General features: G+C 49.7%; 14 protein-coding genes. 13 read left to right on the top strand and 1 reads right to left on the bottom strand.

The window, feature by feature from the left end; genetic code table 11:
* Positions 1 to 614 precede the first annotated feature (614 nt).
* Positions 615 to 2,303, top strand: coding sequence for an FUSC family protein (locus KTH89_RS22480; protein WP_238723183.1), 1,689 nt, complete (start codon positions 615 to 617; stop codon positions 2,301 to 2,303).
* Positions 2,304 to 2,308: 5 nt separating this feature from the next.
* On the opposite strand, the gene KTH89_RS22475 is transcribed toward KTH89_RS22480, so the two are convergent.
* Entirely contained in the window at positions 2,309 to 3,004 is a 696-nt protein-coding gene (locus tag KTH89_RS22475; RefSeq protein WP_238723182.1) for an HD domain-containing protein, read from the bottom strand.
* Between the two features lie 302 nt (positions 3,005 to 3,306).
* Between KTH89_RS22475 and KTH89_RS22470 the strand changes: the two genes are divergently transcribed.
* The 12 genes from KTH89_RS22470 to fliF all read left to right on the top strand — a co-directional run bounded on the left by KTH89_RS22470 (position 3,307) and on the right by fliF (position 14,726).
* Positions 3,307 to 3,807: a GreA/GreB family elongation factor gene (locus KTH89_RS22470; protein WP_158345352.1), complete on the top strand. Its 501-nt coding sequence runs from the start codon at positions 3,307 to 3,309 to the stop codon at positions 3,805 to 3,807.
* A 146-nt stretch (positions 3,808 to 3,953) separates the two neighbouring features.
* A complete protein-coding gene (locus KTH89_RS22465) occupies positions 3,954 to 4,838 on the top strand; it encodes a DegV family protein (RefSeq protein WP_238723181.1) in 885 nt (294 codons plus the stop codon).
* A 117-nt stretch (positions 4,839 to 4,955) separates the two neighbouring features.
* The gene (locus KTH89_RS22460; protein WP_238723180.1) at positions 4,956 to 6,194 is read left to right on the top strand and encodes a helix-turn-helix domain-containing protein; all 1,239 of its coding nucleotides are present in this window, start codon (positions 4,956 to 4,958) and stop codon (positions 6,192 to 6,194) included.
* Positions 6,195 to 6,278: 84 nt separating this feature from the next.
* Positions 6,279 to 6,842, top strand: a complete 564-nt coding sequence (locus KTH89_RS22455; protein ID WP_238723179.1) for a VanZ family protein — start codon at positions 6,279 to 6,281, stop codon at positions 6,840 to 6,842.
* 288 nt (positions 6,843 to 7,130) lie between these two features.
* Positions 7,131 to 7,655 carry an RNA polymerase sigma factor gene (locus tag KTH89_RS22450; RefSeq protein ID WP_158345356.1) on the top strand — a complete coding sequence of 175 codons (525 nt, stop codon included), beginning with the start codon at positions 7,131 to 7,133 and terminating at the stop codon, positions 7,653 to 7,655.
* Positions 7,652 to 8,434 (top strand): hypothetical protein, encoded by a 783-nt coding sequence (locus KTH89_RS22445; RefSeq protein ID WP_238723178.1) that lies wholly within the window; start codon positions 7,652 to 7,654, stop codon positions 8,432 to 8,434. Before KTH89_RS22450 ends, KTH89_RS22445 begins: the two co-directional genes overlap by 4 nt.
* A complete protein-coding gene (locus KTH89_RS22440) occupies positions 8,422 to 9,366 on the top strand; it encodes an ABC transporter ATP-binding protein (protein ID WP_238723177.1) in 945 nt (314 codons plus the stop codon). Before KTH89_RS22445 ends, KTH89_RS22440 begins: the two co-directional genes overlap by 13 nt.
* Positions 9,344 to 10,429, top strand: coding sequence for an ABC transporter permease (locus KTH89_RS22435; RefSeq protein ID WP_238723175.1), 1,086 nt, complete (start codon positions 9,344 to 9,346; stop codon positions 10,427 to 10,429). The genes KTH89_RS22440 and KTH89_RS22435 overlap by 23 nt, the downstream gene beginning before the upstream one ends.
* Positions 10,430 to 10,542: 113 nt before the next feature.
* Positions 10,543 to 10,725, top strand: a complete 183-nt coding sequence (locus tag KTH89_RS22430) for a DUF6472 family protein (protein WP_238723174.1) — start codon at positions 10,543 to 10,545, stop codon at positions 10,723 to 10,725.
* A 397-nt stretch (positions 10,726 to 11,122) separates the two neighbouring features.
* Positions 11,123 to 12,400: a serine--tRNA ligase gene (gene serS, locus KTH89_RS22425; RefSeq protein WP_158345360.1), complete on the top strand. Its 1,278-nt coding sequence runs from the start codon at positions 11,123 to 11,125 to the stop codon at positions 12,398 to 12,400.
* 394 nt (positions 12,401 to 12,794) lie between these two features.
* Positions 12,795 to 13,103 carry a flagellar hook-basal body complex protein FliE gene (locus KTH89_RS22420; RefSeq protein ID WP_158345362.1) on the top strand — a complete coding sequence of 103 codons (309 nt, stop codon included), beginning with the start codon at positions 12,795 to 12,797 and terminating at the stop codon, positions 13,101 to 13,103.
* Between the two features lie 24 nt (positions 13,104 to 13,127).
* Positions 13,128 to 14,726, top strand: coding sequence for a flagellar basal-body MS-ring/collar protein FliF (gene fliF, locus KTH89_RS22415; protein ID WP_158345363.1), 1,599 nt, complete (start codon positions 13,128 to 13,130; stop codon positions 14,724 to 14,726).

Genomic DNA, 14,726 nt, shown 5'->3' with positions numbered 1-14,726 from the left:
GAGCCTATTCACCAGGAACACTTGAGGTGTTCCCGGTTCAGAGGCTCTTGCCCGTCGGACGTGAAGTCCGCCGGTCATCCTGAACCCGGCTTTTCGATTCCCCTAAGCGGATACACAGCCGCCCTATGCGCTCCCAGAGAGATACAAAAGAACCCGGCCGCCCGGAGCGTCCCCGCCCATCCGGGATCGTCCCGGCCTTCCCCGCAGCTCTCTTCCCTGCTTTGGCTCAAAAAGTAGAAGGGGGGATGGTCTATGGGGGGGCTTTGAGAATGGTGGGGGAGGATGAACGGAATTGGGGGTTGTAAAATTTTCCAATTAGCGGTATGATTAGATACAGTTATTTGGAGTTAGATCTTAGATTCGGATTCTGAGATTCTTTTGAGTTAGATCAATGCAAGTTTCTGCAGGGTTGTGCGGCAGTGTGGCATAACTTTATCGAACCTACTTACCATTGAAAGTTTGTTTACAGGATTATAGGATTATAGGATTGTTGGATGTTGGAGGCGCCTTTTGGGGATTGCTGTTTATTTTGTATGTTTGGAGAGGCGCTGGCGCTGGGATTGGTGCTGAGTTGGAGCTTTTTGTTTTAGAGAGGATGGCATGTTTTGAAAAAGATGAAAGAGAGTTTTCAAAAGAATTTTGTTCAGGCAACTTTGAACTTTGTTTTTATTATTGCTTTTGTCAATGTGTTTCAGGGGGTTTTTGGGGCGGAGAATTCGATCGTTGGGGTGATCTTTACGATTATGATGTCGGCTTCTATGGTCAGGGATATGACGGCGGCCCCGGTGAAGCATCTGGTGGTGCAGGCGGGGGTGCTTTTGTGGATGGGTGTGGCCTCGTGCCTGGTGAATACGCTGAATCCTTATGCCGCGCTTCCGGTTAATCTGATTACGGTGTTCTGTATTCTGTATGCGTTTACTTATGAGTATTCCAGCCATATGTATTTTCCGTATATTCTTTCGTATCTGTTTCTTGTGTTTATCTCTCCGGTTGGTGTTTCGGAATTGCCGAAAAGATTGTTGGGACTGCTGGCGGGGGCAGTGTCGATTATCCTTTATCAGCTTTTTAAGGGGCGTAAGCGTGTGCGGGAAACTGCGCAGGATGTTTTGACGTCTATGATCGGGGATGCACAGAAGGGGATTCGGTATCTTCTGAATGGGGAAGGGGAGATGGCCAAGCCTGCCGCAGTGCGCAATACATTGTGCAGACTCAGCAGAACTGTCTATGAAAGGCGCAGGAAGGTGCTGTGTATCTCGGATGCCAGTTTCGCTATGATCGATGCCGGGCGGGGGATGGAACATATTATTCTGCTTTTGCATGATATGACGGAGGAGATGACGCCCGGACGAAAGGAGCTTCTGGAACGGGTTGACGTGCAGTTAAGCGAATTTGAGCGCTACGTAAACAGGCAGGCGGACGGGCTGGAGGAGCTCGACCGGCGGCAGATGGTTCGGGATGAGAAGGACCGGCTGGAGGGAGAATTTTATGATGCCCTGGTTTATATCCGTGAGCATCTGATGCATATGACGGACCCGCAGAAACGTACGAAATATCACAGGACCGCCCTTTCCCTGTCGGTCCGTTTAAAGGCTGCCCTGGATGTGAGTCCGGTGCGGGTTATTTATGCGCTTCGGGTTTCTGTTTTGTTAGCGGTGTTTACCCTTCTGGTACAGGTGTTTCAGCTGGAACATGGAAAATGGCTGCTGTTTACGCTGGCTTCCCTGTCCCTGCCTTATGCGGACGACGTGGGGATCAAGACGCGCAAAAGGATCGTGGCTACGGTGATCGGCGGAATCGTGTCGGTGGCCGTCTTCGGGCTGATATCCAATCCGGTGGGAAGGACAGCGGTTATGATGCTGTCAGGATACCTTTCCTTTTATTTTTCCGACTATACCGGAACTTATGCCTGCTCTACCATTGGCGCATTGGGAGGAGCGGTATTTATGGGGGCCTTTGGAGTTGGAGATGTGGGACAGATGTTCGTGATCCGGATTATCTATATCTGCGCCGGAGCATTGATCGCGCTGGCGGCTAACTGTCTGGTCTTTCCTTATAGCCGGAGTATGGCCACAAGGCAGCTGCTGAAAAAATATGCGGCCACTACAGGACTGCTGACTAAGGTATGTCTTGAGGAAAATGTGGACCCGCAGCTCTATTATGAACTGGTGATCCAATCCCATCTGCAGGAAGAGAAGCTGTCCCAGAACGCGTCCCAGGGCGGCTGGGAAGAGATGCAAGAGCTTCTCAGGAGGGGACGCGCGGCGGTCAGAAGAGCCCACCGGCACAGGGCGTTGGAGGGATGATGGCGTCACGCCATTTTATTGCCGTTCGCCGTTAATTTGAACTTGGCGTTCAGCAGTTCGCAGGCCCTTCTGCACATCAGCATCCGCTGTAAAAAGATTTCAAAATAATCCAGGATAGAGCTTATATTTTCATCCAGGTTTATATCCAGATGGACGGTTCCCTTTTCTTTGTTAATGGTGACCCGTGACTCGATGGCGGCATAGTTGACGCGGTCATGGGAATCGAAATTTGCCAGATCTTTATTGCGTACCCGGTTCCTCCTGACGTCTGTCTTATCAGCCAGAATTACGGCGGCGGACACAGGGGTTACCGCGGTTCCGGTTTTTTCATCATGATTGCCGATGGCGGAAACGATGACCGCGGTATCTTTATCATCCATGCCTAGCTCCCGGAGTATCTGAAAAGCCATAATAGCCCCGGTGTGCGCATGGTCGTGCCGGTTGACTGAGTTTCCGATATCGTGCATATAACCGGCAATTTTTGCCAGTTCGATTTCTTTTCCGGAATATCCCAGTTCCTTCAGGATTTTTCCGGCGGTCTCGGCTACCTTGATTGCGTGGACCCGGGAATGATCCGTATAGCCCAGTATCCCCAGGACTTCATTTCCGGACTGGATAAAAGTCTTGATTTCAGAGTTTTCTTTAATCTGTTCATATGTGATATTTGTAATATTATTTTTGGTAGTTTTATTTTTGCTCATTTACCTGCCTGTCTTTCTTTTCTTTGTAATAAAGAACCTTTCTATAAAAATATGATCCTAAAAATACCTTTCTAAGAATGCTATTCTAAAAATGCCTTTCTATCAATGTTTTTCTGCACAGTACTTTTCTAGTGTAACTGCCCTTTGTAAAAATTATTAGTGATATTTGTAAATATCCGGTAATATTCCTTAAACTTACCAGACCGCGATTCTTCATTTTTTCTTTTGTTGTAGGATTCTTCCCGCTATGATAAGATAGATAAGAAACGTTTGCGCGGTAATGGAGTAAAGGAGTGCCGGATATGAATGACCAATTGACTAAAAGTGACATTAAAAAGATACAAGAAGAGATCGAATACCGGAAGCTGGTCGTACGCAGGCAGGCAATCGAAGCGGTGAAGGAGGCCAGATCCCACGGCGATCTCAGCGAAAATTTTGAATATTATGCGGCAAAAAAGGACAAAAACAAGAATGAGAGCAGGATACGCTATTTGGAGCGCATGATTAAGACCGCGCGGATCATATCGGACGATTCAAAGGCCGATGAGGTTGGGCTGAATAATCTGGTGGAACTGTATTTCGAGGAGGATGAATTATCGGAGGTCTATAAACTGGTCACTACGATCCGCGGTAATTCCATGAAGAAAATGATCAGCACCGAATCCCCCATCGGAAAAGCCATTCTGGGGCGAAAAGCCGGCGAGCGGGTGCTGGTGCAGGTGAACGATGACTATGGATATTATGTTGTGATAAAATCCATCGATAAGTCGGCGGATGACGATGATCCCATCCGCAGCTTTTAAGGCCGGGAAGTATCGGCTTGGGATACCAAGCTGTTTGGTCTCAGATGAGAAAGTCAGATGAGAAAGTCAGATGAGGAAATGGGTTAGAACCCAGTGAATCTGGAAAAGAATGTATTGTAAGCGATAAGAGAGAAGGAGTATAGTTTATGGCATTGAAAATTATTACGGATTCTGCGGCGGACCTGCCGGATTCGGTCAAAGAGAAATATCACCTGCATGTCATACCGACGCCGGTGACCATCGACGGGACGGATTATTTCGATGGAGAAACGGTTTTTCCAAAAGAATTTTATGAAAAGCAGAGGGCGGGAGCCGACATCTCCACTTACCATATAAACAGTCATATGTTTGAGGAACACTTCCGGTTATTTGCCGAAGAAGGAGATCAGGTGATCTACATCTGCTTCTCTACCGGCCTGGCCGGAACGATGAACGCAGCCCTGCTGGCCAGAAAACAGCTTCTGGAAGAATACCCCCAGTTCGATCTGACGGTTCTCGATTCCAAGTGTGCGGCCCTGGGCTTCGGGCTGCTGGTTTATTATGCGCTCCGCATGCAGGAGTGTGGTGCGAATAAGGAGGAGATCATACGGGCGGTGGAATACCATAAAAGCCATATGAAACATGTCTTTACAGTCGCTACGCTGGAATACCTGTATAAAGGGGGACGCTTAAGCAGGACCGGAAAGATGGCGGGGGATATCCTGAATATCCGGCCTATCCTTGAAGTGACGGAAGAGGGCTCCCTAAAAGCGGTGGAAAAAGTGAGGGGCAGGAACCATTCGTTGGCCAGATGCGTGGAGCGGGCGGCGGAAAAGAATCCGGATCTGAGGAATCAGATCGTGGGCATCTGCCATGGAGATGACTATGAAAGCCTGGAAAAGGTAAAAAAGATGCTGGAAGAAAAATACGGATGCACCAGATTTATGGAGAGCTATGTGGGCTGTGCGATCGGCGCGCATACGGGAACCGGCATCATCGGCATCGTATTTTTGGATGAGATTTCGCCTTACCTGACCCGATGTACCGTATAAGCCCCTGCCCCGGGAGCTTGGAAAGCCGGTATGAAGGATGCAACCGAAAAGTTGCGGAAAAGTTGGTGGTAAGTAACCGCGCAACCAGCTAGAATGAAGCAAAAGGGGGAGATGCTTATGAGTATCGGAGAACAGATCCGGGCGGGACGCGAAGAGCTGCGCCTGACCCAGGAAGAGCTGGCGGAAAAGCTGGATATCAGCAGACAGGCGGTGTCCAAATGGGAGTCCGGTATTTCGACGCCCACAACGGAAAATCTGCGGAGGCTTTCGCAGGTCCTTCAGAAGGATTTTGATAAATCCGGGAAAGCGGAAGCGGATACGAATTCCATCGCGGATCTATGGGAGAACGTGGAAGAAAGCGATGGAGAAGCGGAAGACGAGAAATCCGGAGACAAGAAAGCCCAGCGCGGAACAGCGAAACACGGGGCAGGCCGGGAGAAAAGCAAATTACAGCCGCATAAGCTTTCTGAGAAATCAGGAAAGGCATGGAAAGCTGCCGCTATAACAGGCTGGCTGCTTCTGGCGATGGCCGGCTGCTTCTATGGGTACCGGCATATCCGGGACAAGGCGCAGCCGGCCATGGAACCGGTCGACACAACTTCGAACCGGAACATGCAGGCAGCAGGAGTCTATTTCTATAATCAGCAGGGAAATGAAGTTCCGGCGGACGAAAAGGGATATTCGTTGTCGGATACGGCCATGCTGATCGTTACCTATCAGGGAGAAGCTCCGGATACGGCATCTGTCCGTTACACAGCGGAGGATATAGAGACAGGGGATGTAGAGACGGGTGATGTAGTGAAGGAAGAGGAGCGGGAAATTGTCCGTAATATAGAAGACAGGGGATATGTGCTGATCCCCCTTGAGGAGAAGAATTTTTCTCCGGCGGGCCAACTGAGGGTGGTTTTACAGTCCGGCGCCCGTTCCGTGTCATCCCAAAGCTATCCGGTCTATTATGACGGTACGCTGCCGGATGAGGATACCAATGTTCCCGATACCAATGCCTTTGATACGTCCGGATATGTGGACGGGGAATGGATCGCGACCGACGAGGCGGACAAGTTTACGGCCGGGTACCTGCAGGAGCTGGAAAAGGGACAGCATACCAAAGACTTTGACCCATCCGATGTCCTGTTGAGTTTCTTATCTGAACTGGATGCCGGTCTGCCTGGCTGCAGCCGCAGGACCGGGGAAACCAACAGCGAGTACAAGGTTTCTATTCTGGATCTTACGGGAGTCGGAGCGGAGGGGACACTTTGGGTAAAAGTGCGTAGAAAGCTTTTGGATACCTCCTATAACAAGGATCTGGAAGTATGGTATGTCAGTGAGTACAAATACGACAGTCAGAAATTTTAAAGAAATCTTAAGAGAATACGGGCAGAGATTGCGTTATACTAACCTATAAAAGGAAAACAATACTGTGAATCGGAGGAGTTTACTATGATTATAGGTTTGCTTATCATCGGCCTGCCGCTTTGCGCCCTGGCGTCGGCGGTTCTGTATCTGCCGTTTTTTCTTAGAGGAAGGAAATATAAAATGCCCGCTGTCCGTCACCTGGCCTGCTACGCGCTGACGGTCATGTTAGCCCTTATTATATTTGTCACTTTGCTGGCGGGCGGCATTACTTTTTTCCCGGATTACCGGCTGCTGAATCTGCAGCCCTTTGTCTGGGTAACCCAGACCTATGAGATGGGTTTCGCCAGAATGATCCAGCAGCTGGTCTCCAACATCCTGATGTTTGTTCCGCTGGGAGTGCTGATGCCCATCGTATTCCCGAAGTTCAGATCCTTTTGGCGGTTGTCCCTGTGCGCGCTGGGGATTACGGTTCTGATCGAGATCACCCAGTATTTCACCGGACGCTCTGCGGACATCGACGATGTCATTATGAACACCGTCGGAGGAATGCTCGGGTTTGGAATCTATGCCGGTTTCAACCGGCTGCTTCAGGGGAAAAGCTGGTGGAGAAAGGCTACGGTGTCTGCAGCCGTCACCGCCCGGGATTGAATTTTTAAGGTGAACATAGGATTCCCAGAAGAGCTACACGTTCCTAAAGTCAGGAACGTGTATTTTTTATCGCTATGAGCACTTGCGGCTGTTTTTTAGCCGCTTACGTGCGATGCATGAAAAATAGTCAGCGAGGCTTTTTCGAGCGCTACTATTTTTTATCGCTATGAGCACTTGCGGCTGCCTTTTAGCCGCTTAGAAAATATTTTTATAAATTAAAACTTTTTTAAAGTCTGATCCGTTATATATTATATAGTAGAACCGTACAAAAGCGCAGAGGGGAAAACTTTGGAAGACAGGAAACTGATCAGGGAAATACAAAAAGGAAATAAAGAGCTTTTGAATGTCATAGCTGAGAAATATTATGATGACATTTACCGTTTCTGCTGTTTCCAGACGGGGAATCCGGTACAGGCCTACGATCTTGCCCAGGAAACCTTTCTGAAATTTATCCGCATGGCAGACCGGTACCAATACCGGAATCTGAAGGGATATCTGCTGACCATTGCCAGAAACTGCTGCATAGATTATTACCGGGAAAATGCCCGCAGCATTCCGGGGGTAGACGAGTTCCCGGAGGAGGGGCGGGAGGATGAACGGCTGGCGGGGCTTGAACTTAGGGAGTGCATCCAGCAGGCCATACAGCAGCTGCCGCCCGAGCAGCGGGAAGCCGTGGTGCTCTATTACTATTATGATATAAAGCTCCGGGAGATCGCGCAGATGACACAGACGGGTGTGTCAACGGTAAAATCCAGGATCCGTCAAGGAAAGCTGAAGTTAAAAAGGTGGATCGAAGAGGAGGAATTTAAGTGAAACGGGGACGGAACATAGAGCCGTGGTTAAAAAAAGAATGGATAGCGGAACAAAAGATATACCGGATAGACCCGGACAAAAAAGAGAAGGCGATGGCGGAAATCCGGGCGGAGGCGAAAGAGCAGGTGCTTTGGTACCAGCCGGGCCTGCCGGAAATAATGGCCGGGCAGCTCCAATATCTGTCGGCAGGCTACTGGATCTTACAAGGCGCCCTGCTGGCGGTGATGCTGGCAGTTATGTACTGGATGAACCGCAATGCGGAGGATGCGATGGCCTGCATGGCCGCCGGTTCCGCCTTCGCCGCTTTCGCCGGGGTCACCGGCATCCAGGAGCTGGGCCGCAGTATGGCCTATCATATGACGGAGCTTGAGCAGACGTTTTATCTGAATATCAAACAGATGCTGGCGCTTCGGATGATCCTGTTCGCCGGAATGGACCTGCTGTTTCTGACCGTGCTGGCTATTTTAACCCGCCAGGGAACAGATTGGGGCATCGGGGAACTGTGTATTTATCTGCTGGTTCCGTTTGCCGCGTCGCATATCGTCTATTTTTCCGTCCTTACCCTGGTGAAAAACCGAAGGGCCAGATATATCCAGACCGGAGCAGCCATACTGTCCGTCGTAATCTCTATGATGCCGGCCATGGTACAGGAGGCTTACCGGACGGCCTCGGTGCCGGTTTGGACGGGAATCCTGGTATGTATGCTGGCGGTGCTTGGAATACAGATCCGCACCCTGCTTCAAAAGGCGGCGAAAGGAGAATTGTTATGTTGGAATTGACCTTGGACAGACTGACCAAACGGTATCACAATAAAATAGCGCTGGACCAGGTGTCCACAGAATTTACACAGGGAGTATACGGACTGCTGGGAGCCAATGGGGCCGGTAAGACCACCATGCTGCGTTTGCTCTGTGACATTCTGGACCCTACGGAAGGGGAGGTGCTCTGCAATGGCACGCCCATACGAAGGCTGGGTGGGGAATACCGGAGACTTCTGGGCTATCTTCCCCAGGACTTCGGATACTATCCCGACTTTACCGCCCTTAGATACTTAAGATATATCGCGGCGTTAAAAGCCCTTCCGCCGCAAACCGCCCGTGATAAAGTGGAAGAATGTATCTGCCTTACAGGACTTAAGGGAGAGGAAAAGCAGAAGATCCGCACCTACTCCGGAGGGATGCTGCGCAGACTGGGCGTGGCCCAGGCGCTTTTGAACGATCCGCGCATATTGATTATGGATGAGCCCACTTCCGGTCTGGACCCCAGAGAGCGGATTCGCTTCCGGAACATTATCAGTTCCCTGTCAAGAGACCGGATTATTATCCTGTCCACCCATATTGTCTCAGATGTGGAATACATCGCGGATGAGATCCTCCTTCTCAGAGCCGGGCAGCTGATCCAAAAAGGGACGGTTACCGAAGTGGCGGAACAGGTCAAAGGCAGGGTGTGGGAATGCATGGTATCCCCGGCAGAAGCCGAAGAGCTGGGTCAAAAATATGCGGTAGCAAACCTGAAGAACCTGGCTGGAATGGTAAAAGTACGTATCGTCTCCGACGAAAAGCCAATCCCCCAGGCGGAAGAAGCGGAGCCGGCGCTGGAAGACGTGTATTTGTATTATTTCGACCAGGCTGGCCCACAAAAGCGGCAGACATACGGCGAAAATCCGTATGAGAGGAAGGAGAATGTAGATGTTTCAGACAGAGCTCTATAAACTTTGCCACAAGAAAATCGCAGGGATCGGATTTCTCTGCCTGGTGTTTATTGCGGTTTACTACTTTTATATTTCCGGAATCGCGGATACGACGGTCGTGGACGGTGGGAAAACCTATCAGGGGATGGAGGCGGTCCGGGCTGACCGGGAGATCGCCCGCCCGTATCAGGGTCTGATGACCATGGATAAAGCGGAACAGATTTTAGACAAATACGGATATGCGGATACGAAAAACAATACGGGAAATAATAATTTCTGCAATGACTTTGTGACCAGGTACATGACAAACAGCGGCAGAGACGATGGAAATGGCATTCATCTGTATACGCCCGAGGAATCAGACTTTACAAGGCAGGTGGAGGCAGGCGCGGTCACCTTTGGATACACGCGGGGCTGGAGCTCCTTTCTGGAAAGCTATATTTTGGTATTCGTGTGTCTGTGCATCTACCTTTCCATGATTATCACACCGGTATTTTCGGAGGAATACGCGCTTCGGACAGCAGGCATTCTTCTCACAACGGCGCACGGCAAAAAGAAAGGCGCCCGTATGAAATACGCCGTATGCTTAAGTCTGGCTGTGGGATTGACGCTTTTTATGTTCGCGTTCATATTTTTGATGTATGGTTTCGTTTACGGCTTCGACGGGCTTAAGGCCAGCGCCTGCCTGATGGATATGGTGGACCCAAGGACCCGTATGCCGGTGTGGAGCGTATTGGCGCTGCTGCTGGGCTGTTCTGTGCTGGCGGCGTGGATGCATACCTGTATCACCATATGGATTTCCTCCTGTTTCAGACAGCCTTTCCTGGTGGTTATCCTGTCCGTGCTCCAGTATCTGGCTCCCTGGGCAGTGAACCAAATCAGCCTGGGAATCATGCCAATTTCCCTGTTCAGCATGTGGCTGCGCCGCATCACAACCCTTTTCCCGTTTTATCTGCTGTTTGCATGGGGATATCAAGATCCGGTAGGCTTTAAGATTTTCAAGCTATTGTTCTTCGTGGCATTCTCCGCACTCTGCCTGGTATTGGCCCGGAGAAAGTACAGCCATTATCAGGCGGGGAGATAACTATGCGGCCTCTATTTGGCCTCTTTTATAAAAGAAATCTGGTAAAAATGCCGTTTTGAGGTTATAATACCGGTAACTGCAAAAAACAAGCCAGGGAGGCAGGGGACAAAAGTATGAGTAAAAGAGCAAACTGTGAATGCTGCGGCAACCACTTTTATGACGATGAATCCGGGTATTATGAATGCCAGATCAATCTGGATGAGGATGAAATGGGAAGGTTTCTAACCGATTCCTTCCGCGATTGTCCATATTTTCAGTATGACGATGAGTACCGTATCGTGCGCAGGCAGATGTAACGGTAAACTTATCCAATTACCCCCTTGCAAAGAAACAAAAAACAGTTTATAGTATTAAAAAACAGAACGATCTGATACAGCGTTGAGAAAAGCTGCGGTTGTGAATTTCTACAGAGAGCCGGTGGTAGGTGTGAACCGGTGAAAGGAAGAACCTTTCCACTTTTTTAGCTGTTGGTGAAAGCCAAAGGCCGGTATCCTTTATCATACCTTCGAGAGGCCGCAGCGTATGCTTGCGGCAATTTGGGTGGCAACGCGGATTCCTATTCGTCCCATGTGGGGGAACAGGAGTCTTTTTTTATTCTATTGGAAAGTGCGCTTATGGTATAAAAAAGGTATCAGACCAGTTCAAAAACAATGCCGGGTTAAGGCCCGGAAGCCATGAAACGGAGGAAATGAAATGCTGGATTTAAAATTTGTCAGAGAAAATCCCGAGATCGTAAAGCAAAATATCAGAAACAAGTTCCAGGAAAATAAGCTGCCGCTGGTGGATGAAGTGATCGCCCTGGACACCGAGCACAGGAAAGTACTGCAGGAGATGGAGGCGCTGCGCGCAGAGAGAAACCGGATCTCAAAACAGATCGGCGGGCTGATGGCCCAGGGAAAGAAGGAAGAAGCAGAAGAAACCAAGAAAAAAGTCACGGAGTTTTCTGCGCATCTGGCCGAGCTGGAAGAGCAGGAAAAGGCGGGCAATGAGAAGATCACGAAGATCATGATGACGATTCCCAATATCATCGATCCCAGCGTGCCGATCGGAAAAGACGACAGTGAAAATGTGGAGGTGCAGCGCTACGGGGAGCCGGTGGTGCCGGATTTTGAGATCCCGTATCACACGGAGATCATGGAACGGTTCAACGGTATCGATCTGGACAGCGCCAGAAGGGTTGCCGGAAATGGTTTCTACTATCTGATGGGCGATATCGCCAGACTGCACTCCGCTGTGATCTCCTACGCCAGGGACTTTATGATTAACCGGGGCTTTACCTACTGTGTGCCTCCGTTTATGATCCGAAGCGATGTGGTGACCGGCGTGATGAGTTTTGCGGAAATGGACGCCATGATGTATAAAATAGAAGGAGAGGATCTCTATCTGATCGGAACCAGCGAGCATTCCATGATCGGGAAATTCATCGATTCCATCCTTCCGGAAGAAGAACTGCCCTATACCCTGACCAGCTATTCTCCTTGCTTTAGAAAAGAAAAAGGAGCGCATGGCCTGGAGGAACGCGGGGTTTACCGTATCCACCAGTTCGAGAAGCAGGAAATGATCGTGGTGTGCAAGCCTCAGGACAGCATGATGTGGTATGACAAGCTCTGGCAGAACACGGTGGATCTGTTCCGGTCCCTGGATATACCGGTCCGCACGCTGGAATGCTGCTCCGGCGATCTGGCCGACCTGAAAGTAAAATCCGTGGACGTGGAAGCCTGGTCTCCGAGACAGAAGAAATATTTCGAGGTGGGCAGCTGTTCCAATCTGGGAGACGCCCAGGCCAGAAGGCTTAAGATCCGGGCGGTCGGGGAAAACGGCAAATATTTTGCCCATACCCTGAATAACACGGTAGTGGCCCCGCCCAGAATGCTGATCGCGTTCCTGGAGAATAACCTGAATGAAGACGGCACAGTTCGGATCCCGGAGGCGCTGCGGCCTTATATGGGCGGAGCTGAAGTGATCGGTTAAATAAAGATCATGGAATACAAAATGTGGAAATCTTTTATTTCGGAATGATAACGGTACGGCAGTGCCGGCTTATCTGAAAAAGGAAGAGATTTCCACATTTTTTTATGTAAAGAAAACAGGTCTGATCCGTATTAGGTATACAGGTACATTCTGGTTTTTAGGTAGGGGTGCAAGTTCTACCCGCGAAAATATTAAAATTTTGATTAACATGGTTAATATTGGTAAATCTGCAAAAAAAATAAGCTGTATTTATCGGAAAATAATAAAATATTATGGCAAAATGTCGAATAATAGTTTTGCAACAGAAAAAAGTGTGTTATAATAAGCTCACTGTGAACGATTTTGCTTTAGATGAAAGAGTTGTAAGAATAGAAAGACAGTGGGAGAGGAAAATATGTTTATCGTACCGATTAGCAGAATGGATGGAGTCTCATCCATCGAAGAGATGAATAAGACCGGAAAAACAGAGAATAAGGCCGCCAGACAGGATTTTGGAGCTGTGCTGGAGCAGGCCATCGAGCAGGCGGATGCAGCGCAGAAGCAGATGGAAGAGAGCGATATCCGGCTGGCGATGGGGAACGTAGATGACCTGCATACCGCACTGATTCAGGCGGAACAGGCAGCCACTGCGATTGAGTTTACGACGCAGCTGACCAGCAGGGCGGTCAGCGCATATAATCAAATAATGGGAATGCAGATTTAAAATAATCTATGATGGTGGCAGCAGATGAGTGGGAAAGACAAAATTAGAGAAAAGATCAAGGGGAGTTCCGTCATAGAGTACATCAATGCCGGCAATAAGAAATGGCTGATCGGAGGCTTGGCAGCCGTTGTAGTGATCGCGCTGGCTGTGACCATATGGCTGAACGTAGGAAAAGAAAAATATGAGGTGCTGTTTCCGGGCGCTTCCAAAGAAGAAAATGCCGAAATGTACACGGTGTTACAGGCCCGGGATATCAAGACCCAGCGCAATGCGGACGGGGAAGTTATGGTACCTGAGAAGGAAGCCGGAGATATCATGCTGGACATGTCGGCACTTGGATATCCGAAGACGGCCCTTCCGTTTAACATATTCTCGGACAATACCGGATTTACCACAACGGAATTTGAAAAGAAACAGTATTTGCTGTTGAATCTTCAGGACCGGCTGGAGAGAACGCTAAAAGACATGAGCGGCGTGAAGAACGCGATCGTAACCTTGAATGTGCCGGATGAGAGCAGCTACGTCTGGGAAGAGCAGAGCTCGGACAGCACAGGATCGGTATCGCTGACATTTATGCCTTCTTTTGAGCTGTCCTCCGATAAGGTGACCGCGATCAAGAAATTGGTTTCCAACAGCGTTCCCAGGCTGCTGCCGGAGAATGTGACGGTAGTCAACGCGGAGACGATGCAGGAGCTTTTGTCCGATGATCTGGGGACCAGTACATATGGGCTGAACCGCCTGGACTTTGAGTCCAAGGTGGAGGAGAAGCTGGAAAATAAAATCAAGAACGTACTGACGCTTGGATATGCATCCAGCCAGATCCGGGTATCCGCTACCGTTGTGATCGATTATGATAAAATGATCACGGAAGACCTCCAGTACCAGCCCCAGGAGAACGGGCAGGGAGTGGTCGATAATTTTGAAGAGCGAAGGACCACCAATGGAACGGGAAATCAGGCCGGAGGAGTGGCAGGGGAAGAGAATAACACGGATATCCCAACCTACGGCGCCGAGACAGAGGGCGGCAACAACCAGAATACCGGGGATTATTACCGGAATGTGGATTATCTGGCCAGTTATATCAAACGGCAGATAGAAAAAGACAATGTGGAGCTTAAGAAAGCGACGGTGGCTATTACGGTCAATGACAACAATCTGACCGCCGCCAAAAAACAGCAGATCATAGATTCAGCCTCCAAGGCGGCCAATATCGCCCCGGAGGATATTGTTGTATCCAGTTTTCAGCAGGCGGCCGGGACTACGCCTCTTCAGGCGGACAATTCCGGGGCCGGAACCGCAAGCCTTCTGGAGAAGGGGCTGTTCTATGTGATCATAGGGGCGGCCGTTGTGCTGGCGCTCACGGTTCTGATCATCGTGCTCATGGCGCGCAGGAGAAGGAAACATGCCAGGGAAGATGAGGAACTGTTTGGGGCTATCGAAGACGAGATCGTTCCGGATCAGGGCATGAGGGAAGCGGCCGCAGGCGATGCGGTAATTCCCAATCCGGCGGAAGCGGTTTCTAAGGAGCAGACTCCGGTTAGCCGTGTCAAAACATTTGCCAAAGCGAATCCCGAAATCATAGCGTCCATGATCAGTTCATGGCTGAAGGAGGGAGAGCAGTAA

Source organism: Diplocloster agilis (assembly GCF_019042275.1).
GTDB classification, from domain to species: domain Bacteria; phylum Bacillota; class Clostridia; order Lachnospirales; family Lachnospiraceae; genus Diplocloster; species Diplocloster agilis.
This window is presented reverse-complemented; position numbering and strand designations above follow the sequence as displayed.